Raw genomic sequence first — 24,442 nt, 5'->3', positions numbered from 1 at the left:
GCGCTACACTTAAGAACATCCTGGAATTTTGTAGGCGGGGACTGTATTTTGGAAGGCGATTTAGAAAATTTCCTTCATATTCTGGATTGTCTGCCAGTGGCTGCAATGGTGATGATGTTCAACGAAGATTCACTGAGAGAGCCGGGTCGGCAGAGCATTGTCTACGTCAATCAAAAATATCATCAATTGATCGGTTATCCTCTTGAGCTGATGCCCAGCCATCAAGACGGAATGGTGGTCGCTCCTTCTGAGGCTCAGCCGCAGGAAAAGCTGTTGCTGTTTTGCCGCAGTATTGGCCAGCAGCTCAGGGAAACACAGGATAGCGTCCAGGCGCGGTTACAGGTCCGTTGCGGTGATGGCGACGAGCGTGATTTTCAGGTGACGGGTGTTAGCTGCACAGTTATTCAGGATCATTATCTGATCACTTTTCAGGAGGTAACCCGCTTTACTGCTGAGATTGAACAACTGAAGCAGCAGTCAGAGATTGATCAGTTGACCGGCGTTTTTAATCAGCACCATCTGCTCAGAAGGCTTACCGCAGAGGTTGAGCGGGCCCAGTCGAGCGGTACAGGTTTTACCCTGATGATGTTTGATCTCGATTTTTTTAAGGATGTGAATGATCACTATGGTCATAACTGTGGTGACCAGGTGTTAATCACCACCGTTGATATTATCCGCACAGCGCTGAGCGGTGTTGATTGTCTGGCCCGCTGGAATGGCGCTGATTTTGTCGTGTTGATGCGTGAAGATAACCCGGGAATCGCCCGGCAGGTGATTCAGAAAGCCTGGCAGGGGGTGCGTGCACATACCTTTTGCTGGCAGGATTCAACCTTTGCCATGACCACAACCGTGGGGCTGACCACCTACCGGCGGGGGGATACTCCTGAGTCGATTCTGGACCGTGCAGATCTTGCATTAAAGCGGGGTAAACGGGTGGGTGGCGACTTTATATTTGTTGATGACAGTGGCTGAAAATACCGTCTATTCAGTCATTTATCTAATCTGACACTGTATTTTTAAGGTGAAAAAATTAACCCCACTGCTGCAGTTCAAGAGCTTTGTGGCGGATTTTTTCCATCAGACCCAGCAGTTGATGCAGCTCCTCATCTGAGAGTGCCGAGAGGATAAACGCTTCCCGGGCCAGTATCAGCGGTACAAGTTTTTTGTAGATTCCCCTGCCTTTTTCAGTCAGGCTGAGCCGGGTGTAACGGCGGTCATCATGGTCTTCCTGCTGATGTATCAACTCTGAATCTCTCAGCCGTGAGATAGTGCGGCTGACCTGCATCTTTTCGAGATTGCAGTGAGCTGCTATCTCTTTTGCAGACATCGCATTTGTATTGCCAAGCGCAGCCATGATCCGCCACTCCTGACGATTGAGATTGAAACGGCCAGAGTAGAGCTGGGATATTGACTGGCTGACCGCTGTGTCCAGGGTTGCTAACTGGTAGGGAAAATAATGGCTCAGATCCAGATGCTGTTCTTTAGTGTCCTGAGTGGCATGTTTATCGTTCACTAAGGTATATCTCTAATGGGCCAAAAATAACATTTATTTTATATGGTTATTATAGAAAAAGACAATTTCCAGTTATTGAATAATCAAACTTTCTTTAATTTACATCATAAAAACAGTGAGTTATTGATAGAGACTTACGTCCTGATAATAGTCACGGCTGTTACCTGTCTGGCCTGTACTGTAGTGAAATGCTACTTTGGGGATAACTAAAACCTAATAATAACAATTAACTATGAGAGGCTTTGTCATGATTCAGATTGAACAGATACATCACGTTGCATACCGTTGCAACGATGCGAAAGAGACCGTGGAGTTTTATAAAGATGTGCTGAATATGGACTTTCTTGTCGCGATAGCGGAAGACCGTGTCCCCTCTACCAAAGAGCCTGATCCCTATATGCATCTGTTTCTGGATGCCGGAAACGGCAACATTCTGGCGTTTTTTGAGCTGCCAACTAAGCCAAAAATGGACCGGGATCAGAATACTCCGGCGTGGGTGCAGCATATCGCTTTCCGGGTAAAAGATGAGGCCGCCTTACTGGCCGCAAAAGCAGAGATTGAGTCAAAAGGGATCAGCGTTATCGGACCTACCGAGCATGGTATTATTCGTTCAATCTACTTTTTTGATCCGAATGGTCATCGTCTCGAGCTGACTTATGTGAAAGGCACTGATGAACAGATGAGCGAACTGAAACGGGTTGCACCGCTAATGCTGGAGGAGTGGTCCCGGACTAAGAAGGCACCGAAACATGCGGCCTGGTTGCATGAAGAGGAGTTTAACGGCCTGGATTAAGCCAGCTGCTGTTGCAAGAAATGGAGGCCCAGCCTCCGTTTCTTATGATCGCTCTTTACTGCGACCCCGTCGCTCCAGCCATTTGACGCTGTGGTTACAATGGGGGCAACGGTCGAGCAGCACCGCATCGATCTCCTGACGTAACTGGTTCAGGTCGCGACTAACGTCCTGTTCCATCTTACGGTCTATATTGGCGTGAAGAATATGGGCGGCATCTTCTTTACTGATACCCAGGGTTTCCCGCATCTGGTTCAGAGCTTTATGCTCAATCGAGTCAATTTCACCGTCCTGAAGTGCCAGGTTCACCATTTTTTCATAGGTCCTGCGTCGTTCCCGAATCGCCTCGCTAAATCCCGACGCCAGCAAACCGGCGGGGAGGGCAACGATGCCAAGGCTCATGATACTGATTATCGAAGCCATGATCTTACCCATCACAGTAATGGGAATAACATCGCCATAGCCTAAGGTTGTCATGGTGACGATAGCCCACCACATGGCCGCGGGAATACTGCTGAAAGCTTCGGGCTGGGCATGATGCTCTGCAAAATAGATCAGGCTGGAAGCAACAATGATCAGCATAAACAGCACAAACAGTGCTGCGCTGATAGATCGGGCTTCCCGCTGTAACACCTGCAATAACAATGACATCGAGGAGGAGTAGCGGGTGAGTTTAAAAACCCGCAACAGACGTAACACCCGCATGAAGCGAAGGTCTACAACCAGCATCATACTCAGATAAAATGGCAGAATAACGATCAGATCAATCAGCGCCAATGGGGTCAGCATATAACGCAGTCGCCCCCAAACCGGATGCTTATGGGCTATCTTTTCATCCTCTACACAGCTCCACACCCGCGCTACATATTCAATGCTGAATACAATAACCGAAAAGACTTCAAACCAGTAAAACCATTGATGTTCCAGGGCCGTAATGGCTGGCAGGGTTTCCAGTATAACGAACAGTACATTCAGTGAGATCAGCAGGATCAGGAAAATATCAACAATTTTTCCCAGCGTGTGCTGCTTATTGCCGATATCGAGAATTTCGTATGTTAGTTTGCGTCTGGAGATCATGTGAAACCTGATAAAAGTTGAGCTGATGCGCCATAGTATCGGCAAAAGAACTTGATTTTAAAGTATTTAACCTCCCGAACTGGGTTTTCCATGGATGCAGACAGAAACAGTGCTGGTGACAGGGAGGGATTATTACGGTTTCTGTCTGCGTTGCGTCCCGGCGTTTTAATGACCCGAGAACGGACTGCGCTCAAAGTGAGCGACACCACTGTTCAGTTTTTAATGGATCAAGCTGTAAGCTCAAAGAGGTATTACAGATAATCTTCTGTACTGCTTCTGTGGTGAGGCTGTTGCCGGGCAGTTCTAGCATCTTGTAACCATGGCTGTTGTCACGCTGACGAAATTCGATATAGAGAAACAGATGTTCCCGCGACTGGCGTTTGCCCTGGGTGATCCAGTAACGAATATTGCACTGATAATGGCTGTGCCAGCAACAGGCAGGTGAGTTGAGTTTAACCCAGCGGATGGCCGCAACAGTTTCCGTACGGGGTGATTCTGAATAGATATGTGCTTCAAACATGGATCTGCTCCCATTCTCATGAGAGCTGACGTTGATACGTGGGGGTTACCTGATTTTTGTCGGTAATGACCACATCGTTTTGCTGCTGTTTGCTACAGCGGTCAAAACAACCACCTTGCCCAGGCAGGCAGGTTGGCGAGGACGTCAGCCCTTCTCTTGATGTAAAAAATTAACTGACAAACATTCTAAATCAGAGGTATTTCCAGTGCAATGCCAGCAGCTGTTTTTCTTGATATTAGCGTTGCTCTGTTTAACGTTTCAGGGTCAGGGTGTCGCCGCGCTGAATCAGTTCCAGGTGCTGCAAAAAACTCATTCCCAGTAGTACCGTTTCCCCCTGCATATGTGGATTGATGTGGGCAGATACATCTGCCAGCGACAACCCTCCCAGTGCGACAGAATCCAGCCGGGTGTCATAAACCTTAATGGTGCCATTAGCGGTGCTGGCATATGAGACTCTGCCGGGTGTTAGCCGGAGTGTATCGGCCAGCCTTCCGGGGATGCTGATGTCGGTGGCGCCAGTATCAAGCAGAAATTGAACCGGCTGGCCATTGATGGTTCCGGGGGCCACATAATGCCCCTGACGATTGCGTTGCAGCACGACAGGCTGATTGTTGTCTGAAACCTGCAATGCGTGGTTGGGGTCATTCTGCTGTAGCAGGCGGCCCTGAAAAATCAGATAGAACACCCCCAGCAGCGTAATCCAGGTGAGATGGGCAAAGAGTCGGCCAACAAAGTGCCGGCTGCTATCCTGTTTCATATTGCTCCTGTATATTAGGTCTGACTATAGACTTTAGTCTGATGTGGGCGGTAGATCTTGTCTCCCCTCTCTGTGTCAGACGCCAGAGAATATAGCCGGTTCATTTTTAGCATATGCGAGCCGAAAAAGGATAGCCTTAGTGTCAGGTTGATCTGAGTTATTAACCGAGAGAGTAGATGGGAGAGAGATAGTGCTGTTTCATTCACAGCGGCAGATGATTGCCGATGAAGTTCACGCCCGGCCATTTCAGCAGCTGAGTCCACCGCTAAAAGTACTGCATTTTGCTCTGATGCTGGGGGATAAAGGGATCGCCGAGGTGCGTGATGATATCTCTGCGTTTTTTCTCCGGTGTGGCGGGCAGGCTATGGAGCCGGAAGCCAGCTTCTGTTACCAGCAACTTGAATCACTGGCGCTACGCTGGGAAGCGCATACTGAGTTTTATACCCTGACCCTGTATCAGAATCAGCTGGATAGCCGCTGGCAGCAGACCTTAGCGGGCTTGCCGGAAAACTGGAGTGATCAGCTTCCCGGCGAGCTGATCACCGGGGTGCAGATACAGGTCATGGAGCCTTCCGCCGAAGGCGATGAGGAGAGGGCGCGGGAGCTGTTCAGGAATCATCAACTGATCGGTTCCCGGGTGATGCGTGGCGCTGCCCGGGTGTGGACCGATTTTCGTGCCGAAGGTGAGTTCTATCTGGACCGGATATTGGTGAAAAATATACATATGCATGGCTATCAGTGTGGCCGGCTGATACAGCGTCTCTGCGAAATCGACACCTATCGTGCAGTCGCCCTGCTAGGCCTGGAACCCGCCCGCGAGACCATGAGAAAAGTGTCCCGGCTTGACCGGGAGCTGGCCGAGATAACCCTGAAACTAAGTGCGCTGGATAAGGGGGATGAGTCCGAGACACTGGATGCTTTGATGTCACTGTCGGCCCAGGCAGAAGAGATCTCAGCAGATACGGTAAACCGGTTTTCAGCATCCGATGCCTATTATGCTCTTGTGAGAATGAGAATCTCAGAGCTGGAGGAGATCCGTATCGAGGGCCTGCAAACTCTGGAGCAGTTTATTGAGCGAAGGGTCGACCCGGCGATGCGTACCTGGCAGGCTGCGGCCCAGCGGCTTGAGCGTTTGTCTCAACGTATAGCCCGCTCCAGTGATCTGCTGCGTTCACGGGTGGATCTGTCAACCGAGCAGAAAATTCACGGGCTGCTCAGCTCGATGAATAAACGTACCCGCCGGCAGCTGAATCTGCAGGCAAAGCTGGAAACCTTCTCCATTATTGTCGTCACCTACTATGTTTTTGACCTGGTGGAGCGCACCATTCGCCATCTGACTTCAGGCGAGCCCCGCGATATGGCGATCCACTGGTTGAGTTACTCTCTGCCTGCCGTTGTTTTGCTGGTCTGGTGGTATGTACGGCGTATTACCAAAGAGTTCGAATCGGATGATTAATGGTTGTTTTTTAAACATATTCTTCATTGCATAGCGGTAGTTTTCAGTCTTGTCTGCAATCCTGTTTGCATCTGCCGGACAGGCTGTTATACTGCGCGCCTGTCTCGTTCGAGACGACCTTGAGTGGTCACGTTATGGTGGCTCCATTGGTCCTCCCGCAACGATAAGCCGTGAACCTGGTCAGGCCCGGAAGGGAGCAGCCACAGCGGTGGATTCGTGTGCCGGGATGTGGCTGGTGGGGCCGCCCCCAATCTCTCATATCTTACTTTCTTAGTACTGCCAATTTTTGCGGTTGTCTTTACGCGCATAGTTATTTCCTATTCAGAAATGTAGATCCGGAAGGGAGCAGGCTAACCCCTGCGAGGCGGTGGATGCGTGTGCTGGGATGTGGCTGGTGGGGCCGCCCCCAATACCTTCCATATCATTTTTTTTATACTGCAGTTTTTTGTAGCTGTGTTTGTGTTATCAATCGTTTTCGACTCATAAGTATCGGTCCGGAAGGGAGCAGGCTAACTCCTGCGAGGCGGTGGATGCGTGTGCCGGGATGTGGCTGGTGGGGCCGCCCCCAATCTCCCATGTCTTCTCTTTTAAGCACTGCAAACTTTATTGCGGCTGTATTTGTGTGCTCGATCGGTTCCAGTTCAAAATGTCGACCTGCTAAGGGAGCAGGCTAACCCCTGCGAGGCGGTGGACGCGTGTGCCGGGATGTGGCTGGTGGAGCTGCCCCCAATCTCCCATATTTTACGCTTAAAGCTAAAGCACTCGCCTTTTTGCGATCGTATCTGTGCATAGTCGTTTTCGGCTCAGAAATGTAGGCCCGGAAGGACGCAGGCTAACCCCTGCGAGGCGATGGACGCGTATGCCGGGATGTGGCTGGTGGAGCTGCCCCCAATCTCTTCATCTCATTTCCTGATTAAACGCTCTCTATTTTCGTTTAACAGAGGTTTGATAGTTATTTATTCAATATTTCTCTTACTATTACTCAAAATCACACCTTCACATCCCTACGCCTGAGCTTTCCTGTTTTAGAATAAACTGAGTTAAAGCAGGGGCTGAGTAAAATGTCGGCAAATATTACGCCTCATGGGACACGCGAATGGGTTGAACGGATCAGTGAGCAGGAGTTGCCCGCGCTGTGTTCGACTATTCGGGAGATTGAAAAGATCTCCAAAGATGATACCTCTTCTCTGGCCAGGCTGGGGCAAGCGATTCTGCACGATCATGCACTGACTACGGCGATTCTCAAAGTGGCCAACAGTGCCGGTTATATGGGGCACAATCCGGTCACGACGGTAAGCAGGGCGTCGGTTGTGCTGGGGCTTACCCGGATCAAGAATATTTGTATCACCGCCAAAATGCTCAACAGTCTGCTGAAAAACAGAAAGCTGACTCCCGGCGTATACGAGCGACTGTTAAAGCTGATGGCGCAGTCATTTCATGCCGGAATGATTGCTAAGATGATGATGCAGGATTATGAGGACGATGTTCAGGAGGAAGCTTTTATTGCCGCTCTGCTGAATCGTTTTGGTGAGAGTGCTTTCTGGAGCATGGGCGGGCCGGTCACTGTCGAGCTGGATAAGCAGCTGCGCCAAAAACAGTGTGTCAAACATGACGATATAGCCTATATCGTTCGTCAGAAACTGGGTACCAGCTTTGAGGAGATGAGTCTGGGGCTGGCCAGTTCCTGGAATATGGGGAGCGTGCTGATCAGCACTCTGGAAGAACCGGAACTGCGTACTCCGGAGCTGCGTTGCGTCAGTCTGGCGGTCAAAGTGAGCGAGATACTGGCAACGCCTCACTATAGTCGCAACGAGCTGGATAAGCTGCTGACAAGTATGGCAGATCTGACGCAATGGGATAAGCGGGACCTGATGACCCGGGTAGAGCAGTGTTCTGATGAGACGGTTGAGCTGTTACGTACTTATGGCGCCGGAGTTTTAACCCGTTATATTCGTCATGATCTGGTTTCTCAGGTGCACAGGGAAGCCGGGCCGGTTGTGGAAGAGCTGAGTGATGAGACACTGCAGCTGCGGATCCTGAGGGAGCTGGCATTTTTACCAAATGAGAATGCGGATTTTAATCTGGTTGTTCAGACCGCTCTGGAGGGGATCCATCGGGGTATCCGGATGCGCCGGACTATCGTATTTCTTAAGTCACGGGAGCGGGGCTGTCTGATGCCCCGGTTTATCTCCGCGGTTAATTTTAATCAGATTAAGCGGGAGTTTGTCGTCAGTCTTGGCGGTTCGCCTAATATCTTCACCCATGTTCTTAATAGCCGGCAACCGGTCTGGGTAGAGAATCTTAATGTACCAAAGTGGCGGGCCTATCTGGACAGTTCACTGCGGCAGCAGGTCAGTAGTGATGGCTTTTTTATCGCCCCCATTATCTGGGGGCGGCATTGTGTTGGGCTGTTTTATGCTGATCGTAATGACCCTTCAGGCAGTGCGGTTCAGCGGCCGCTGAGTGAGGATGACTTCATGGCGTTTACACTATTTGCCCAGCAAACCAATATCTGTTTTTCACTGATTCTGAAAAACGCAGGGAACTGAAATACCGCTTCTCTTATATAAAAAACGGGAGCAGACTCAGGCGCCTCTCCCGTTATTTGACCTTGTATAATAAATAGTGAAAACCGGTAGGTTAATGTGAACTTTGTTCACTCCACTCAAGAGATACCGGTTCATCGCTGCTGATCCAGCAGGGGGCTTCTTCTGTGAGGATCTCTATCGGGCAGTGGCGGTCCTGAAAGCGGATGATCTCCTGTTGTTCGATTAAACGATGGTTACGTATCCTGTACTCGTTTGCACTGTTCGCTTTTTGCATCTCCATATCCTCGCAGGTTAGAAGATTGTTGTTGTTCGTTTAAGTTAGTCTATTTATTCCGAGTTCGCTAAAGAACAGTTTTCATGTAAAACCTGAATCACTTGATAAAACGCAATTTAGTTAGCACATAATGGCCGGTTTCGCTGGCGATATCAGGCGGTTACCGTTAGCATTGGTAGCCATGAATAAACACCCCTCTCATATAGATTTGCAGCGATGAGTTATCAGGTACTGGCGCGTAAATGGCGTCCCGCTAAGTTTCAGGAAATGGTTGGTCAGGAGCACGTGCTCAAGGCACTGGTGAATGCTCTGGACGATGACCGGCTGCACCATGCCTATCTGTTTACCGGCACCCGCGGGGTTGGTAAAACGTCGATTGCCCGATTGTTTGCCAAATCACTGAACTGTGAGACCGGTGTCTCCTCCACACCCTGCGGCGAATGTTCAGCCTGCCGGGAGATCAGTGAAGGCCGGTTTGTCGATCTGATCGAAGTGGATGCAGCATCCCGCACCAAGGTGGAAGACACCCGCGAGCTGATGGAGAATGTGCAGTACGCTCCTACCCATGGCCGCTTCAAAGTGTACCTCATTGATGAGGTGCATATGTTGTCGACACACTCGTTCAATGCGCTGCTGAAAACGCTGGAGGAGCCGCCTCCACACGTTAAGTTTTTGCTGGCGACTACTGATCCGCAGAAGCTGCCGGTGACGATTCTGTCCCGTTGTCTGCAGTTTAATCTGAAGAATATGATTCCGGAGCGCATCGTTGAGCACCTGTGTCACGTGCTGACGGCGGAGAATATCCCCTATGAAGAACCCGCGTTGTGGCTGTTAGCCCGCTCTGCGGATGGTTCGATGCGGGACGCGCTGAGTCTGACCGATCAGGCGATAGCCTTTGGTGCCGGTTCGGTGGTTGAGGCTGATGTCCGGGCGATGCTCGGTAGCATCGATCAGCGACTGGTATACCGTTTGGTGGACAGCCTGGCCGCACACGATGCAAAAGGGCTGCTGACCACCGTTGAAGAGCTGGCCCGTTACTCCCCTGATTACAATGCGGTGCTCGGTGATCTGATCAGTCTGATGCACCGGATCGCGTTGGCTCAGATTGTTCCGGATGCGGTAGACAATGGCCTGGGAGACCGGGATCTGGTGCTGGATCTGGCAGGCAAGCTGACCGCTGAAGATGTTCAGCTGTTTTATCAGACGGCTCTGATGGGGCGTAAAGATCTGCCCTTTGTCCCGGATGCCAGGGAAGGGGTTGAGATGACTCTGATGCGGATGCTGGCGTTCCGGCCGGTATCGGTGAGTTATCAGGGGCTGAGCCAGCCCAGCGAGACTGACCCGGCTTCTGCTGCAGTTGCTGTAGAGCCGCGTGCCGCGACACCGCTTGCTGAGCATCCGTCAGCAAGTCCACCGCCTGCCGCTCCCCGACAGACAGAGCCCCAGATTCAGCCTGCGTCTGACCCGTCTGCATCGCAGGGGCCACAGGATTCCCCTCCGGATTATGACGAATCCTATCTGCAGGGTGGTGATGAGGACCTACCGGGAAAAAAGCCTGAAACTGATTCCGAACCGCCCGTTGATGCGGGGCACGCAGCCGTAACGACGCAGGTGTCGCCGCCTGTGGTCGACCTTCCCTGGGAAGAAAGCTCCCCGCTGTCATCGCAGTCAGAAACTGTGGTTCAGTCCATTGGGCGTAACGTTGATGAGGAGTCTGCACAACCGGCGATGAGTCACTCTGAGTCCATTGCCAGTCCACAGGTGGATTCAGCGTCAGTAGACCGTCCGGAGCCGGCTGACCGGCCCGAACCGCCGATGACTTCTCAGCCGCCAGTTGCCAACCCTGCTGTTGCAGCGGTGGAACAGACCGGATCAGCAGCGGCAACGGTCGCTGAGCCCGAAGCGGATGTCAGTAAAGAGATCGGCCAGTTTACGCCTGAGCAGTGGGTGTTGCTGGTTGAACTGATCGGCCTGACCGGAATGACCTACAGTATCGCATCCAACACGTCACTGGAGTCGGTCGGTGATTGCTGGCGTTTTCATTACACCAACGAGCAGAAAGCGCTGATCAGTGAGACCCATATTGAACGTATACGCGAGTCGATTGGTCATTATTTTAACCAGCCGGTTGAGGTAGAATTCAGTTTAGGCAGTTATGGGCGTGAGACCCCCAGCCAGTATCGTGACCGCAAACGCGCTGAACGACTGGCGCAGGCTGTCAGCTCAATTCAGAATGACCCGGTTGTACAATCGGTGATTGAACGGTTTGCCGCCACTATCGATCTGCAGTCGGTGCAGCCAGTCGATTGAGTCAGAGGGTTAAACCCGATTATTTTGCGAACAGATTAAGCCCGGACCTGAACGTCGGGGTTACAAGAGGCGAGGACAAATATGATGAAAGGTGGCATGGGTAACCTGATGAAACAGGCCCAGAAGATGCAGGCAGAGATGCAGAAAGCGCAGGAAGAGATCGCCAAGGCCGAGGTGAATGGCGAGTCCGGTGCCGGTCTGGTGAAAATTGTGATGAATGGTCGTCACGATGTTCGCAGTGTGGCGATCGATGACAGCCTGATGGAAGAGGATAAAGAGATCCTTGAAGACCTGATTGCAGCGGCAGTTAACGATGCTGTGCGCAAGGTGGAAGCGAACACTCAGGAGCGTATGGCGAAAGTCACCGGCGGCATGGGTATGCCACCGGGCTTCAATATGCCGTTCTGAGGCTGAGTAGAGACGATGTCGTTTAGCCCTCTGATTCAGGATCTGATTGATGCATTTCGTGTGCTGCCCGGTGTTGGCCCGAAGACGGCTCAACGGATGGCTTTTCATCTGCTGGAGCGTGATCGGCATGGTGCCAGTACGCTGGCAACAGCACTGACGGTGGCCGCAGAGAAAGTTGGCCATTGCAGTTGCTGTCGCACCCTGTCAGAGAATGAACTCTGTTCGATCTGCGCCGATAACAGTCGTGATGAATCGCAGATCTGTGTGCTGGAATCGCCGGTGGATATGCTCGCTATTGAGCAGACCGGAGGCTTCAATGGCGGTTATTTTGTTCTGATGGGCCACCTCTCGCCGATTGATGGTATAGGCCCCGATGATCTGGGGCTGGACCTTCTGTTTAAACGGCTGGAGTCCGGTGCGGTCAAAGAGATGATTCTGGCAACCAATCCAACCGTGGAAGGTGAAGCAACGGCGCATTTTATCGCCGAACAGATAAAGCACCTGGATATCCGGGTGACCCGCATCGCTCATGGCGTGCCGGTGGGCGGTGAACTGGAATATGTCGATGGCGGAACACTCGCCCATGCAATGGCCGGTCGCCGGTCGATGAACTGAGGTACTGATGACACAAGCGTATAACTGGCAGCGACTTGAAACTGCTGCAGCTGAGCCGGTCTGGATCACTGATGATGAAACGCTTGCCGATTACTGCAAGCAGTGGCAAACCCTGCCTCTGATTGCTCTGGATACCGAGTTTATCCGGGTGGATACCTTTTATCCGGTGCCTGGCCTGATACAGATAGCCGATGACACAGGCTGTTACCTCGTGGATCCGCTTAAAATCGAAAACTATGCCCCCTTGGTGCAATTGTTTCGTAATCCCTCAGTGCTTAAAGTACTGCATGCGGGTAATGAGGATCTGGAGCTGTTCCTCTATATGCTTGGTGAGCTGCCACAGCCGATCTTTGATACTCAGATTGCTGCCGGTTTTCTTGGCTGGGGGTTTTCCATGGGCTATCAGCGTTTGGTGGAGTATGCGCTGGATGTTAGGCTGGATAAGGGTGAAACCACCTCTGACTGGTTGCAGCGTCCATTGAGCGCGTCGCAGCAACTCTATGCCGCCCTGGATGTCGCCTATCTGCCGGTGCTGTGTCAGCGCCAGATAGCGGAACTTGAAAGCCGGGGGATGCGCCAGTGGGTTGAAGAGGAGACCGCACTGTTACTGCAGCAGACGCCGGACAGCGATCCGGATGGCGTCACCTATTACCAGCGTTTTAGTCAGGCCTGGAAACTGCCGCCGGAAAAAATAGCTGCCCTGCGTGATCTGACCGCCTGGCGTGAGCGGATATCCCGGCAGCGGGATGTGCCCCGCAACCGGGTGCTGAGAAATCATGCTCTGCTGGATATTGTGCATAAATGGCCCACAGATCTGCGAGCCCTGGCGAAGGTAGAAGATATCCGTACGCAGCAGGTTAAGCAGGATGGTGAGGTGATACTGGGTTTTCTTAAAACCGCAGCCCAGTCTGCGGCAGCAAAACCGCCGGAACCGATTCAGCAGCCATTGAGTTATAAATGGAACAAACCCCTTAAACAGCTGAAAGCGATGGCGCGCAGTAAAGCAGAAGAGTTGAATATAGCGCCTGAGATACTGTTGCGTAAAAAAGATCTTGATGCCCTGATACGAACGGAAAATCAGGGCAAGTTCAGCCTGCCGCCAAGCCTGTCAGGCTGGCGTAAAGCGGTGATTGGCGATGCATTGTTGGAAAAATTGCAGAGCCTGAAAGTATAAACAGAGAGTTTATGAAAAAGATTTGTAGTGTGTTTCGCAGTTCCAAAAAAGATGAGATGTATCTTTATGTGGATAAGATGGAAAAAATGACACGGGTGCCTGATCCGCTGAAAGAGATGTTTGGTGCGCCAGTCCATGTATTTGATATGTTGTTAACGCCGGAAAAAGAGCTGTCCCGTGTCGATGCGGCAAAGGTGCTGGAGGATATCCGCGAAAAGGGTTACTTCCTGCAGATGCCACCCCCGAAAGATGATTATCTGCTCGATCTGTATCAGGACCGGCCAGAAACCGGAGTACGCTAGTGGCCGATCAGGTATTCTGGCGTAGCAAGTCACTGCAACAGATGACTCCCCCGGAATGGGAGTCTCTCTGTGATGGCTGCTCACTCTGCTGTCTGCATAAGCTTGAGGATGAAGATACCGGCGAGGTGCATTACACCAGCGTGGTTTGTCATCTGCTGGATATGGAGACGCTGTATTGTACGCAGTATGAAAAGCGTTGTTCGCTGGTACCTCAGTGCGTCAAACTGCGGCCGGAAGATGTCGAAGCGTTTCACTGGTTGCCACCCAGCTGTGCCTACCGGCTGGTGCATGAGGGGAAAGAGCTGCCCGAATGGCATCCGTTAGTCAGTGGCCGTCGGGAATCGGTGAAGGAAGCGGGTGCTTCGGTACTGAGCTGGTATGAGATTACCGATGACAAGATTGAAAGCGATGATGATTACTTTGACTATCTGATCGACTAACGCTGGTTTTTCAGTCTATCGCCATGAAAATAAAAAGGAGCACAATGCGCTCCTTTTTGGTGTTGCGGTTCAGCTCCGCAAGGTTACTTCTTCGCTTCCAGCTGCGCTTTGATCAGATCACCGATCGTGGTTGGGCCGGAAAGCTCAACAGGCGCATCAGCAACAGCCTTGATAGCCGCTTTCTCATCAGCCTGGTCTTTAGCCTTGACCGACAGCGTGATTGAGCGGTTGCGACGGTCCAGATTGACGATCTTCGCTTCAATCTCTTCACCGTTTTTCAGGGCAGTGGTTGCATCTTCGATGCGGTCAATGCTGATATCAGCCACTTTGAGGTAGCCTTCGACGCCCTCAGCCAGCTCGATAGTCGCACCTTTCGGGTCGACTGACTTCACTGTACCCTTCACAATGGCGTTCTTGTCATGAACAGCAACATAGTCAGAGAACGGGTCGCCGCCCAGTTGCTTAATACCCAGTGAGATACGCTCTTTTTCGGAATCGATAGAGAGGATAACCGCTTCAACATCGTCACCTTTCTTATATTCACGCAGCGCAGTTTCACCGTCAGCATCCCAGGAGATGTCTGACATATGCACCAGACCATCCAGATCATTTTCCAGACCGACAAAAATACCGAAGTCAGTGATGGTTTTGATCGCACCGGTCACCTTGTCGCCAGCAGCATACTGCTCAGCGAAGCTGGCCCACGGGTTAGGCGTGCATTGTTTGATACCCAGTGAAATACGACGACGCTCCTCGTCCACTTCCAGGATCATCACGTTCACTTCGTCACCAACCTGTACCACTTTGGATGGGTGAACATTTTTATTGGTCCAGGACATCTCAGAAACGTGCACCAGACCTTCAACACCATCTTCAATCGATGCGAAACAGCCGTAATCGGTCAGGTTAGTCACCCGTGCCGGCACGATAGCACCGGATGGGTAACGCGCTTTAATGGAGGACCATGGGTCTTCGCTCAGCTGCTTCAGGCCCAGAGACAGGCGGTTGGTTTCTTTATCAAACTTGATGATTCTGACAGTGATCTCATCACCGGGGTTGAGCATCTCACTTGGATGAGAGATTCGCTTCCACGCCATATCGGTGATATGCAGCAGGCCGTCAACACCGCCCAGATCGATAAATGCACCGTAGTTGGTCAGGTTCTTCACATAACCCTTAACATCCTGACCCTCTTCCAGAGTTTCCAGCAGTTCATCGCGTTGTGCGCTGTTGGCTTCCTGAAGCACGGCGCGGCGAGAGACAACAATGTTGTTGCGCTTAGGGTCGAGTTTGATCAGCTTGAACTCAAGCTCTTTACCTTCCAGGTGGTCGACATCCCGGACTGGGCGTACATCGACCAGAGAGCCAGGCAGGAACCCCTGAATGTTATTAACGTTAACAGTGAAACCACCTTTGACCTTGCCGCTGATATAGCCTTTGACTGTTTCTTCTGCATCAAATGCGCCCTGCAGGACTTCCCAGGCTTCCGCACGCTTGGCTTTCTCACGGGAAAGACGGGTCTCACCGCTACCATCTTCAACGCTTTCCAGGGCAACTTTAACCATATCGCCCACTTGAATTTCAAGTTCGTTAGCATCGTTCAGGAACTGGCTGCGATCAATAACCGCTTCAGATTTCAGGCCAGCGTTGACAGTGACCCAGTCGCTATCGATATCGACAACCTCACCCATCACCAGGGTGCCGGGCTTCATATCGATATGTTGCAGGGATTCTTCAAATAATTCAGCAAAGCTTTCGGACATGTATATTCCTATTGGCCTGCCCCTGATAAACCGGGGGAGTGCCATGTTTACACCCGCATCGTCAGCCAGACACAGGGACAGTTTCGATAGCCCGATGGCGGCCGTGTTGGCTGACGAAAATAACAGCAGGCATCAGGACAGGACCGCAAATTATACAGAATTTGACGTTTTGATTAAAGGGCAGCTGCTTTTGGCTGTCTGAACAGGGGGGGGCGGGGAGAGGTAATTCAGGGAGGGATGCTCAGTTGCTGAAGCTGCTCATGCGCTCGGCAAACAGCTCCTGACAGGGCTCCAGAACCGCTTTAAGGTCACTCTTCAGGCGGCTGCTCATCAGATCGGTTTTTTCGGTTTTGAAATACTCGAGAACCTGTAACTCTTCAGCACGGTTGTTGGCCGCGATATCCATGCCATCGCCGATACAGTAGGCAAACACGGGCAGGTGGTGGTTAACGACGTCATCAATCTGATCCTGGTCGAGTAACAGTTTATTCATCGTCAGATAGCGGCGGTACTCCTGTGCTGAGGCAGCGGCCATCCCCTTCAGCTGATTACTGTTGAACCGCTTGGATTCCTCCTGACTGGCGAGGAACTGTTTCATACGGGTATGAATGGTGGACACCTCCTCATCGAAGGTGTGTGGGGCATAGCGTTCATTGGTGCGTTTGTAAAGCTCCAGCTCGTCAACTTTGGCCTGTAGGGTAGTGATCTGTTCCCGCATCACCTCCGCCTCATTCAGCAGCTTAAAACGCTCCTCCTTGAGGGTGGAAATCACCTTCTCAACCGGCGTCATCGCGTCCTGGGCAATGCTGGGGTTGAGGCTGGGATCATCGGTTGCCTGCGGCGTTGTGGTATCGAGGGGGATGACCAGTTCACCAAAGCCTTCAACTTTTTTACGGTTTTCGGCCTGTTGCGCGCTGATCATGTGATAGACGAAATACCCAGTCACACAGGCGATGATCAGCAACACCGGAGCACCAATCAGAAGTCCAAGTTTGAGCCTGCTTAACTGCATTAAATCTATCCCTGTCGGATCAGTTCTTAAGCGCCATATAGTTATGGGTCAGTTCAATCATATCAAGCAGTACATTGCCCGTTTCGGTGAGAATCGCTTCCTGCTCAGGACTGATGGTACGTCCCTGAGAGTCTTTCTCCAGCAGATCGTCCAGTTCTGAAAGCGCTTTGATGGCGGGCAGTTTTTTCGCCGCGCGGCGCTGGTTTTCCTGATCCAGCAGCCACTGCTCAGATTTGTCGCGCTCAGCCTTGAGGGTTGCTTCATTCAGGGATAGCTCTTTATCCTTCTTATTCTCATGCATCCGCTTGATCTGGGCGTTCATATAGAGGAAATCGGGGTTGAATTTGGTGCGTTCAATATGACGCTTGTTCAGTTCCGGCAGGATAGTGCTGAAGTTGACATAGCGCTGATGGGGCACCTCATGCACCATATCCCAGGGCAGGGCTCCCTCCAGCGAGCTTTCGCCAATCTCGTCGGTATCATACAGTGTTGGCAGCGTTACATCAGGAATCACCCCTTTATGCTGAGTGCTCTCGCCGGAGATACGGTAAAACTTCGCATGGGTCAGTTTTATCTGTCCATGGTGCAGGGGCGAGAGGGTCTGTACAGTGCCCTTACCAAATGTCTGACTACCGACAATCAGGCCGCGCTGATAATCCTGAATGGCACCGGCAAAGATCTCTGAAGCCGAAGCGCTGAGCCGGTTTACCAGAACCGCCATCGGGCCGCTATAGGCGACTTTCGGGTCGGCATCCCCCTGAATATTGACCCGACCCTGCGGGTCTCTTATCTGAACCGTCGGCCCGCGACTGATAAACAGTCCGACCAGCTCATTGGCCTCAAGCAGTGAGCCGCCACCATTGTTGCGCAGGTCGATGATCAGTCCGTCGATACCTTCATCGGTCAGCTCTTTGATCAGACGGGCGGTATCACGGGTGGTGCTTTTATAGTCGGGTTCGCCGCGCTGCAGGGCGGCAAAATCGATATAGAAGGCCGGAATGCTGATAACGCCCAGTTTGTATGGCTTACCCTGGTGTTCGAGTTCAATCACCTTGCTATGGGCAGCCTGTTCTTCAAGCTTCACCTTGTTGCGTGTGATCTTAATAATTTTGTGCTGGCTGTCGTCTCCATCGGCAGGAATAATATCCAGGCGGACCACGGTGTCTTTCGGCCCACGGATCAGTGCTACCACTTCATCGAGGCGCCAGCCGACAACATCCTCAATCTCACCGTCTTCACCCTGACCCACACCCACAATCAGGTCGGCAGGCTTTAACTGTCCGGCTTTGTCAGCGGGTCCGGCAGGCACCAGACGCACTACTTTGGTATTGTCATTCTCACTCTGCAATACCGCGCCTATGCCTTCCAGTGACAGGCTCATATTGATATTGAAGTTTTCCGACAGACGGGGTGAAAAATACTGGGTATGCGGGTCAAACTGCATTGTCAGTGCATTGGCAAAACTCTGGAAAACATCTTCATTGTTGGTCTGCAAAGCCCGGTTTAGCTGGCTTTTGTAACGCTTTATCAGTAGTTTTTTTGCTTCCTCAACCGGCTTGTCAGCCAGTTTCAGCCCCAGTAATGCACTCTTCAGACGTTTGCGCCAGAACTCATCCATCTCTGCTTCGCTGGCGGGCCACTGACTGGTTTCCCGGTCGGTGAGAATGGTTTCATCGCGATTGAAGTCGACCTTATAGTCGGGGTTTTCGAGAGTTGCGATCAGCTTGCTTAAACGTTCCTGAGTACGCTGCTGATAGCGGTTGAAGATAGCATAAGCGGCGGTCAGATCTCCGCTATTGATCTCATCGTCGATCACTGTCCGGTATTGTTGGAACTCATCAATATCGGAGCGGTAGAAAAAAGCCTTTGACGGATCGAGACTATCGAGATACTGATCGAGTACTTTGCCCGATAGTTCATCATTCAGTACGATATTAGTATAGTGATCCCGGTTAAGGGATGTGACAATATCGGTGATCGTCTGGCTGTGGATGGAATCCGGTTGCAAAACAGAGCTGGTCAGTGCGCTTGCTGGCAGCGCTGTCAACAGCCCCAGGATGAGTGAAGACGCGGTGAGCAATCGACGTAAGTGGCGTGTGTAGATCAAGCTGTATGTTCCTGTTTTGCTACTACTGATAGGTTCTGAGACAGACAAATAACCAGCTTGGTTCCGTAACTCAGAAAATCTGAGTGTAGTCTTGTCGCGTGCTGATGTAAAATCAACGGCTTATCTCCAGTTTATTAATTGAAGCAGGTACAGCTATTGTGGTTATGCGGGTTGTTAGTGTTGTCGTTTTGTCGCTGTTAGTCGCCATCACCAGCGGTTGTGGCGAAACTGAAGAGGAAAAGCAGTTTCATCAGCAGTTGCTGGATAAAGCACTGAACGATGGGACTAAAAAAGCAGGGATGCAGTTTCTGCAGGAAAATGCCCAGAGGGATGGGGTTGTGGTCACCCCTTCAGGCCTGCAATATGAGGTGTTACAGGCAGCTGAGGGGCCCCAGCCAAATGTACTCAGTCAGGTCCGGGTGAGTTACACTGGCTGGACCGTAGACGGCGAACAGTTTGAAAGTTCAGTCGGCAAAGAGAAACAACCGGTGTTTACCGTCAAGGATGTCATTAAAGGCTGGCGGGAAGCGTTGCTGAAAATGTCCCCGGGAGCCCGCTGGAAGATCTACCTGCCCTCAGAACTGGGCTATGGTGCACGAAGCCCGGGGGGGATGGTACCGGCCAACTCCACCCTTATTTTTGAAATTGAGTTGTTAGAAATCCTGCCTCAGGAAAAGGCTGATCAATAATGCAAAAACATGAGTTTAATGAGCAACTGTTTGATTTTCTGGCGGCATCGCCAACCCCTTTTCATGCGGTATATGAGATGCGGGCGCGACTGCAGGAAGCCGGTTTTATCGAGCTGGAAGAACAGAACACCTGGAATGTATGGCCCGGTGGGCGCTACTTTATTGTGCGCAATGAATCCTCCATTATTGCCTGGAATATGGCAACCGGTTCAGACCTGGCCACGAGCGGCATACGCATGGTGGGGGCCCATACTGACAGCCCCTGCCTGAAGGTGAAGCCTAATCCTGAAACCATCAGTCAGGGCTGTATGCGACTGGGCGTCGAGGTGTATGGCGGAGCGCTGCTGAATCCCTGGTTTGACCGTGATCTGTCCCTGGCCGGGCGGGTGAACTATGTCTCCATCGATGGTGGGCTGCGCAGCGAGCTGGTGAACTTTCAACGTCCGGTAGCCGTGATTCCCAGTCTGGCTATTCATCTGGACCGTGACGTCAATCATGGGCGCAATGTTAATCCGCAAACAGAGATGCCACCGCTGATGGCGCAACTGCATGGGGATGATAAAGCCGAACTGCGAGAGATACTCAAACAGGAATTGCTGGCAAACCATGTCGATGACATTGCCGAAATTCTCGATTATGAGCTGTATTTCTATGATGTGCAGAAACCCGCTTACATCGGTCTGAATCAAGAGTTTTTCGCATCAGCGCGACTCGATAACCTGCTGAGCTGCTTTATCGGCATGCAGGCCCTGATCGAATCAAACTCAGATCAGAATACCCTGCTGGTGTGTAATGATCATGAAGAGGTGGGCAGCATGAGTGCCGCAGGTGCACAAGGGCCGATGCTGAAGCAGTTGCTGGAGCGTTTGGCACCCGATCCTGAGGTCCGTAACCGGATGATTGCCAACTCGATGATGGTTTCGGTGGATAACGCCCATGCGGTGCACCCCAACTTTGCCGATAAACATGACAGTAATCATGGCCCACGAATGAACAGCGGGGCGGTGATTAAGATCAATGCTAATCAACGCTATGCGTCCAACAGTGAAACCGCTTCACTGTTCCGTCATATCGCCCGGCAGGAAGAGGTTACGCTGCAATCCTTTGTTGTACGCAGTGATATGGCCTGCGGCAGTACGATAGGCCCCATCACGGCGGCAGAGATCGGTGTTAAAACCATTGATATCGGTGTGCCGCAACTGGCGATGCACTCGATTCGTGAACTGGCGGGCAGTGATGACGCAGTCAATCTGGCGCGGGTGCTCAGCCGTTTCTATCGACAGCAGCGGGTGTAAATCGGGCGGATTCAGCTGAGAGAATCCTTAAAACTGATGTGGAGGTGATATGACACGTCATATCACCTCCACTCAGGTTTGTTAGTTTCTCTGGGTTGTCAGTTTCTCAGTGCTGTCAGTTTCTCAGGCCTGGGGCTGATAAATGCCGCAGGCGATATAACAATCGTCACCAAACCTGCGCACAAAGGTGTGCTTAGGCTCATCTTTACCGGTGTGTGGATTCAGGTAGGCGTAGCTATACCAGCCCTGTTCCTGTTCCCTTGCAATCGCTACCAGTGGCGGACACAGCGGCTGACCGCTGGCATCCCGGGCCTCAGCCAGATTCTTGCCGACCAGTGCAGGGTTGCCACCATGAGCGAGCATGGTGCCGTTGAAATCCTGCACCAGCACGTAGAGCTCCCCCTTCACAAAATCACCTTCGTGATCGTTAAATGCTGCAATCGCTTTGTCCCGGCCGTGTTCCCGGGCGTAATCGTGGGCACGTTGCACCAGCGCCTCGGCGTCCGCCTTGCTCACCAGCCGGAACTGCCCGATCAGGTGTTTCATCTCTCTGGCCGATTCCGACAGCTTGGTCACAATCAGGCTGTTATGGTTAACGTTACCGGCTGTTTCATCCATCAGTTGGGCTACCTGATGCAGGCTTCTGGATAGCTCTTCGGTAGTGGCAGTGGTTTCCCGTGAGGCGACTGCGATCTGCTCGACCTCTCCCACCAGAGAGGTGATATGGCTGAGTATATCGTTGAGTGCGGTTTCAGATTGCTGCGCAGACTCGGTGCCGTGCTGGGCGATCAGAACCCCCTGATCCATCATCCCGGTTGCCTGTTTCAGCTCCTTCTGCATCGTTTCAACGGTCAGGCGTATTTTTTCGGTTGCCTGAGAGGTTTTCTCGGCTAACTCTCTCACCTCACCGGATACAACCGCGAAACCGCGTCCCTGATCACCGGCTCTGGCCGCTTCAATTGCGGCGTTCAGCGCTAGCAGGTTGGTCTGGTCGGCGATATTACTGATGAGATCGACAATCTGTCCAATTTCGCCGGAACGCTCACCCAGACTGCGGATAACGGCCGCCGAATCGGTGACAATATCGGTGGTTTTATGCATGCTGCCGATGGTCTGACGAATGATCGACTGTCCCCTGAGTGCTACTTCGTTGGCTTCGTGGGAGTTATCGGATGCACGTTTACAGTTTTCAGATACTTCAGACGCGGCGGCTGACAACTCCTCGCTTGCCGATGCCGAGGTGCTCAGCTGGTGGACAATCTCACCGGTCGCCCGGTCGATGTTGTTCAGATTACCATCAAGCCCCTGAGCAGAGTGGGCCAGCAGAACACTGTTGTGGGAAAACTGGGTCAGGGTATGCTTTAGTCTCTCGATAGCCTGGCTCAGATCCGCTGCCGTTCCACCGTCGGGCTGGTTCCGGACATTTTCCTGTGTCAGATCGCTTCTGACCAGACGCCCGACCATCCCCTCTACGCCAGACTCTGCGTGGAAATCGCGTTGTTCCCTCAACCAGATCGCAGCACCAAGAAGCAGTAATACTCCCCACACAGCCGAGCTGATCATAAACCCGCTTGCTATCCCCCTATTATCCGACGTGTCACTGTTAATCCGATAAGCCAGAAAACACCATGCACCGATAAACAGTATCGCTGCCGCAGCAGTCAGAACCCTCTTAGACATCATACATCTCCCGATGGTAACCTCTGTTATTGTTGTAATTTAATAATGAATATAATCACAACTGTTTAGTTTGGTAAACGTTTATAAGATAAACTAACTGCCAGTATGGGTAGAAAGCTGCCGCGAAAAATCATCACAGTGTGCCGAAGTCATCAGGCTGCTGTGTTGATTGATAAATAGCTTTGGTTACAGGCTGGGGTTGCGTGAATGTGAACAGGGGGGGAGTGATATAGCCCTGTGATTTAATAAGATTGGATATTATGATGTGGGTAAGTTGTTGGCAGGGACGCGGCCTCTACAGATACTCCAATTCTGTGGCAAACCTCTCTTAAGACTGTCTATCCTGCTGATATATAAAATAAAAGTGAATTTTGGCCTGCCCAATTCTCAGATTTATAGTGCCTGGGAGTTATAGTGCCAAACGGCACTATAATTAGCTGTTAGAGCTACAACATCGAGAAAATAAATGAATGGATTTTTAAACTTTGTCGGGTTTATTTTGTTAATAGCTTCTGTTTTCGTATTTGGCCTTAAAGGTATGGCGGCCGAGATGGGAATTGCAGTTGCTGCAAGCGGTATCTTTCTCGCCTTTGCAAATTTGGATAAATTTTCAGAGTTTAAAGGTGCAGGCTTTGAGGCGAAATTGAAGGAGGCGGTAAACGAAGCCAACGCTACAATTGAAAATCTTAAAGAAGTTGCTAAGCCCCTAATAAAGACAAACTTTTTTGCCTTAGCAAAAGCTGGAAGATTTTCAGAAGGAGCTTTTAATAAGAGCCATGATGTATATGACCAGCTATCTGAGCTACAAGAAAAAATAGGTCTTGAGGGTCAAGATTTAGAGAATTCCAAATCTAGTTACCTTAATATTCATGCATGGGATATGGTGTCAGAGTTATCTGGCAATATCGAACGTTCAGGGAATGAGAAATTTTCAGTTACGTCCAGAGAGGCAATAGGTACCCATAGTTTTGAGGTTGCCCCAGATATAAACAAATTTAACGAATTGGTCTCAGGTCTAGAGCTAAATGAAGTACCTAAAAGACAGTACGAGGCACTAAAAAGCTACTATGCCAAATACAAGCTCTAACAATCGCATCTTGGGCGGCTACTTCGTGGCCTGGGACCTCCGTTTCGGCGCTTCGCGTCTACACTGCGGCCCCAAATGCGGGCGTTAAGTTCCTATGAGTGAAAACTACGAGCAATACATAGACGAAGCATGCAAACTTCTAAAAGAGTTAGAGGGGGCGTTTCTAGAACAGGTATTAATTAATACTGTTCAAGATGAGTTCAACGTCGTTTACCTAAAAACAAGCAAAGGTGTATTTTGTTTGCAGGGTGAAATTGGCGGCGAATACTTAGGCGTTCGCAAATTAGCCGAGATGCCAGAAATAACTAGTGATGATGGTTACGAAATTACAAAGTATTCTCCGTTCGAGCAATTTGAAGGCCATGAAATTGTTCAAACTCGTCAATTGGGTACAGCATGGAATGGTCACGGTTTTGAAATTAATTTCAAAGAACTGCATACAAAAAGCATGCTTGTTCAATCAATATACTGTGGTTCCGCTCCAAAAGAGCTAGATGATTGTCTTCGGCTTGGTGTAGGGATTTACAAGAATGAAAACAAATGAACTTAACAAGGCCAGCCAGCATCGCTCCCTGCGGTCGCTGGACCTCGTTTCACTCGGCCGCTGCTGGCAGCGTTATATTT

Annotated in this window: 23 protein-coding genes, 1 other RNA gene and 1 riboswitch; of the genes, 15 read left to right on the top strand and 9 right to left on the bottom strand. The window is 51.1% G+C overall.

The window, feature by feature from the left end; translation table 11 throughout:
• The first annotated feature begins 48 nt into the window (after positions 1-48).
• A complete protein-coding gene (locus tag OCU43_RS15990) occupies positions 49-972 on the top strand; it encodes a sensor domain-containing diguanylate cyclase (RefSeq protein ID WP_139203217.1) in 924 nt (307 codons plus the stop codon).
• A gap of 58 nt (positions 973-1,030) precedes the next feature.
• On the opposite strand, the gene OCU43_RS15985 is transcribed toward OCU43_RS15990, so the two are convergent.
• Positions 1,031-1,513, bottom strand: a complete 483-nt coding sequence (locus tag OCU43_RS15985) for a MarR family winged helix-turn-helix transcriptional regulator (protein WP_091360971.1) — start codon at positions 1,511-1,513, stop codon at positions 1,031-1,033.
• Positions 1,514-1,760: 247 nt separating this feature from the next.
• Between OCU43_RS15985 and OCU43_RS15980 the strand changes: the two genes are divergently transcribed.
• Positions 1,761-2,306: a VOC family protein gene (locus tag OCU43_RS15980; RefSeq protein ID WP_091360968.1), complete on the top strand. Its 546-nt coding sequence runs from the start codon at positions 1,761-1,763 to the stop codon at positions 2,304-2,306.
• Positions 2,307-2,348: 42 nt separating this feature from the next.
• Here the strand turns inward: OCU43_RS15980 and OCU43_RS15975 are convergent, their stop codons facing one another.
• The 3 genes from OCU43_RS15975 to OCU43_RS15965 all read right to left on the bottom strand — a co-directional run bounded on the left by OCU43_RS15975 (position 2,349) and on the right by OCU43_RS15965 (position 4,657).
• A complete protein-coding gene (locus OCU43_RS15975) occupies positions 2,349-3,380 on the bottom strand; it encodes an ion transporter (RefSeq protein WP_091360966.1) in 1,032 nt (343 codons plus the stop codon).
• A 190-nt stretch (positions 3,381-3,570) separates the two neighbouring features.
• Positions 3,571-3,900 (bottom strand): hypothetical protein, encoded by a 330-nt coding sequence (locus tag OCU43_RS15970; RefSeq protein WP_091360962.1) that lies wholly within the window; start codon positions 3,898-3,900, stop codon positions 3,571-3,573.
• 42 nt (positions 3,901-3,942) lie between these two features.
• Positions 3,943-4,068, bottom strand: a riboswitch (SAM-I-IV-variant riboswitch).
• An 82-nt stretch (positions 4,069-4,150) separates the two neighbouring features.
• Positions 4,151-4,657: a retropepsin-like aspartic protease family protein gene (locus OCU43_RS15965; protein ID WP_091360960.1), complete on the bottom strand. Its 507-nt coding sequence runs from the start codon at positions 4,655-4,657 to the stop codon at positions 4,151-4,153.
• Positions 4,658-4,847: 190 nt separating this feature from the next.
• Here OCU43_RS15965 and OCU43_RS15960 point away from each other — a divergent pair, with 190 nt between their 5' ends.
• From OCU43_RS15960 to OCU43_RS15950, 3 genes are all read left to right on the top strand, one after another.
• Complete coding sequence (locus OCU43_RS15960; RefSeq protein ID WP_091360957.1) at positions 4,848-6,113, top strand: DUF3422 family protein; 1,266 nt, start codon at positions 4,848-4,850, stop codon at positions 6,111-6,113.
• 144 nt (positions 6,114-6,257) lie between these two features.
• Positions 6,258-6,354, top strand: an RNA gene (ffs, locus tag OCU43_RS15955) — signal recognition particle sRNA small type.
• 820 nt (positions 6,355-7,174) lie between these two features.
• Positions 7,175-8,662, top strand: a complete 1,488-nt coding sequence (locus OCU43_RS15950) for an HDOD domain-containing protein (RefSeq protein WP_091360955.1) — start codon at positions 7,175-7,177, stop codon at positions 8,660-8,662.
• 91 nt (positions 8,663-8,753) lie between these two features.
• On the opposite strand, the gene OCU43_RS15945 is transcribed toward OCU43_RS15950, so the two are convergent.
• Positions 8,754-8,936, bottom strand: coding sequence for a hypothetical protein (locus tag OCU43_RS15945; protein ID WP_091360953.1), 183 nt, complete (start codon positions 8,934-8,936; stop codon positions 8,754-8,756).
• Between the two features lie 216 nt (positions 8,937-9,152).
• Here OCU43_RS15945 and dnaX point away from each other — a divergent pair, with 216 nt between their 5' ends.
• The 6 genes from dnaX (at position 9,153) to OCU43_RS15915 (ending at position 14,185) form a co-directional block, all read left to right on the top strand.
• Complete coding sequence (dnaX, locus tag OCU43_RS15940) at positions 9,153-11,246, top strand: DNA polymerase III subunit gamma/tau (protein ID WP_091360950.1); 2,094 nt, start codon at positions 9,153-9,155, stop codon at positions 11,244-11,246.
• Positions 11,247-11,327: 81 nt separating this feature from the next.
• A complete protein-coding gene (locus OCU43_RS15935) occupies positions 11,328-11,654 on the top strand; it encodes a YbaB/EbfC family nucleoid-associated protein (protein WP_091360948.1) in 327 nt (108 codons plus the stop codon).
• 15 nt (positions 11,655-11,669) lie between these two features.
• Positions 11,670-12,269: a recombination mediator RecR gene (gene recR / locus OCU43_RS15930; protein ID WP_091360945.1), complete on the top strand. Its 600-nt coding sequence runs from the start codon at positions 11,670-11,672 to the stop codon at positions 12,267-12,269.
• Between the two features lie 7 nt (positions 12,270-12,276).
• Positions 12,277-13,443, top strand: coding sequence for a ribonuclease D (gene rnd / locus OCU43_RS15925; protein WP_091360943.1), 1,167 nt, complete (start codon positions 12,277-12,279; stop codon positions 13,441-13,443).
• 11 nt (positions 13,444-13,454) lie between these two features.
• Entirely contained in the window at positions 13,455-13,745 is a 291-nt protein-coding gene (locus OCU43_RS15920) for a YcgL domain-containing protein (RefSeq protein WP_091360941.1), read from the top strand.
• Positions 13,745-14,185 (top strand): YcgN family cysteine cluster protein, encoded by a 441-nt coding sequence (locus tag OCU43_RS15915; RefSeq protein ID WP_091360939.1) that lies wholly within the window; start codon positions 13,745-13,747, stop codon positions 14,183-14,185. Before OCU43_RS15920 ends, OCU43_RS15915 begins: the two co-directional genes overlap by 1 nt.
• A gap of 83 nt (positions 14,186-14,268) precedes the next feature.
• On the opposite strand, the gene rpsA is transcribed toward OCU43_RS15915, so the two are convergent.
• From rpsA to OCU43_RS15900, 3 genes are all read right to left on the bottom strand, one after another.
• Complete coding sequence (rpsA, locus tag OCU43_RS15910) at positions 14,269-15,948, bottom strand: 30S ribosomal protein S1 (RefSeq protein WP_091360937.1); 1,680 nt, start codon at positions 15,946-15,948, stop codon at positions 14,269-14,271.
• Between the two features lie 241 nt (positions 15,949-16,189).
• Positions 16,190-16,960 carry a hypothetical protein gene (locus OCU43_RS15905; RefSeq protein WP_091360933.1) on the bottom strand — a complete coding sequence of 257 codons (771 nt, stop codon included), beginning with the start codon at positions 16,958-16,960 and terminating at the stop codon, positions 16,190-16,192.
• Between the two features lie 19 nt (positions 16,961-16,979).
• Positions 16,980-19,067, bottom strand: a complete 2,088-nt coding sequence (locus tag OCU43_RS15900) for a carboxy terminal-processing peptidase (protein ID WP_091360931.1) — start codon at positions 19,065-19,067, stop codon at positions 16,980-16,982.
• A gap of 164 nt (positions 19,068-19,231) precedes the next feature.
• On the opposite strand from OCU43_RS15900, the gene bamJ reads away from it, so the two are divergent.
• Together bamJ and OCU43_RS15890 are read left to right on the top strand one after the other, a co-directional pair.
• Positions 19,232-19,756 (top strand): BamJ family beta-barrel-assembly machinery protein, encoded by a 525-nt coding sequence (gene bamJ, locus OCU43_RS15895; RefSeq protein ID WP_245756626.1) that lies wholly within the window; start codon positions 19,232-19,234, stop codon positions 19,754-19,756.
• Positions 19,756-21,051: a M18 family aminopeptidase gene (locus OCU43_RS15890; protein ID WP_091360927.1), complete on the top strand. Its 1,296-nt coding sequence runs from the start codon at positions 19,756-19,758 to the stop codon at positions 21,049-21,051. The genes bamJ and OCU43_RS15890 overlap by 1 nt, the downstream gene beginning before the upstream one ends.
• Positions 21,052-21,174: 123 nt before the next feature.
• On the opposite strand, the gene OCU43_RS15885 is transcribed toward OCU43_RS15890, so the two are convergent.
• Entirely contained in the window at positions 21,175-22,731 is a 1,557-nt protein-coding gene (locus OCU43_RS15885; protein ID WP_175483584.1) for a methyl-accepting chemotaxis protein, read from the bottom strand.
• 466 nt (positions 22,732-23,197) lie between these two features.
• Here OCU43_RS15885 and OCU43_RS15880 point away from each other — a divergent pair, with 466 nt between their 5' ends.
• Positions 23,198-23,818 carry a hypothetical protein gene (locus tag OCU43_RS15880; RefSeq protein ID WP_091360923.1) on the top strand — a complete coding sequence of 207 codons (621 nt, stop codon included), beginning with the start codon at positions 23,198-23,200 and terminating at the stop codon, positions 23,816-23,818.
• A gap of 94 nt (positions 23,819-23,912) precedes the next feature.
• Complete coding sequence (locus OCU43_RS15875; protein WP_091360921.1) at positions 23,913-24,362, top strand: hypothetical protein; 450 nt, start codon at positions 23,913-23,915, stop codon at positions 24,360-24,362.
• Positions 24,363-24,442 lie beyond the last annotated feature (80 nt).

The organism is Amphritea atlantica, from assembly GCF_024347255.1.
GTDB classification, from domain to species: domain Bacteria; phylum Pseudomonadota; class Gammaproteobacteria; order Pseudomonadales; family Balneatricaceae; genus Amphritea; species Amphritea atlantica.
This window is presented reverse-complemented; position numbering and strand designations above follow the sequence as displayed.

Bases quoted from the DNA above. Each gene is read 5' to 3' on its own strand.
- OCU43_RS15890 (WP_091360927.1), top strand. From the start codon at position 19,756: ATGCAAAAACATGAGTTTAATGAGCAACTGTTTGATTTTCTGGCGGCA.
- rnd (WP_091360943.1), top strand. From the start codon at position 12,277: ATGACACAAGCGTATAACTGGCAGCGACTTGAAACTGCTGCAGCTGAG.
- OCU43_RS15950 (WP_091360955.1), top strand. From the start codon at position 7,175: ATGTCGGCAAATATTACGCCTCATGGGACACGCGAATGGGTTGAACGG.
- recR (WP_091360945.1), top strand. From the start codon at position 11,670: ATGTCGTTTAGCCCTCTGATTCAGGATCTGATTGATGCATTTCGTGTG.
- bamJ (WP_245756626.1), top strand. From the start codon at position 19,232: ATGCGGGTTGTTAGTGTTGTCGTTTTGTCGCTGTTAGTCGCCATCACC.
- OCU43_RS15920 (WP_091360941.1), top strand. From the start codon at position 13,455: ATGAAAAAGATTTGTAGTGTGTTTCGCAGTTCCAAAAAAGATGAGATG.
- OCU43_RS15970 (WP_091360962.1), bottom strand. From the start codon at position 3,900: ATGTTTGAAGCACATATCTATTCAGAATCACCCCGTACGGAAACTGTT.
- OCU43_RS15905 (WP_091360933.1), bottom strand. From the start codon at position 16,960: ATGCAGTTAAGCAGGCTCAAACTTGGACTTCTGATTGGTGCTCCGGTG.
- OCU43_RS15875 (WP_091360921.1), top strand. From the start codon at position 23,913: ATGAGTGAAAACTACGAGCAATACATAGACGAAGCATGCAAACTTCTA.
- OCU43_RS15945 (WP_091360953.1), bottom strand. From the start codon at position 8,936: ATGCAAAAAGCGAACAGTGCAAACGAGTACAGGATACGTAACCATCGT.
- OCU43_RS15965 (WP_091360960.1), bottom strand. From the start codon at position 4,657: ATGAAACAGGATAGCAGCCGGCACTTTGTTGGCCGACTCTTTGCCCAT.
- OCU43_RS15975 (WP_091360966.1), bottom strand. From the start codon at position 3,380: ATGATCTCCAGACGCAAACTAACATACGAAATTCTCGATATCGGCAAT.
- OCU43_RS15885 (WP_175483584.1), bottom strand. From the start codon at position 22,731: ATGTCTAAGAGGGTTCTGACTGCTGCGGCAGCGATACTGTTTATCGGT.
- OCU43_RS15935 (WP_091360948.1), top strand. From the start codon at position 11,328: ATGATGAAAGGTGGCATGGGTAACCTGATGAAACAGGCCCAGAAGATG.
- OCU43_RS15980 (WP_091360968.1), top strand. From the start codon at position 1,761: ATGATTCAGATTGAACAGATACATCACGTTGCATACCGTTGCAACGAT.
- rpsA (WP_091360937.1), bottom strand. From the start codon at position 15,948: ATGTCCGAAAGCTTTGCTGAATTATTTGAAGAATCCCTGCAACATATC.
- OCU43_RS15880 (WP_091360923.1), top strand. From the start codon at position 23,198: ATGAATGGATTTTTAAACTTTGTCGGGTTTATTTTGTTAATAGCTTCT.
- dnaX (WP_091360950.1), top strand. From the start codon at position 9,153: ATGAGTTATCAGGTACTGGCGCGTAAATGGCGTCCCGCTAAGTTTCAG.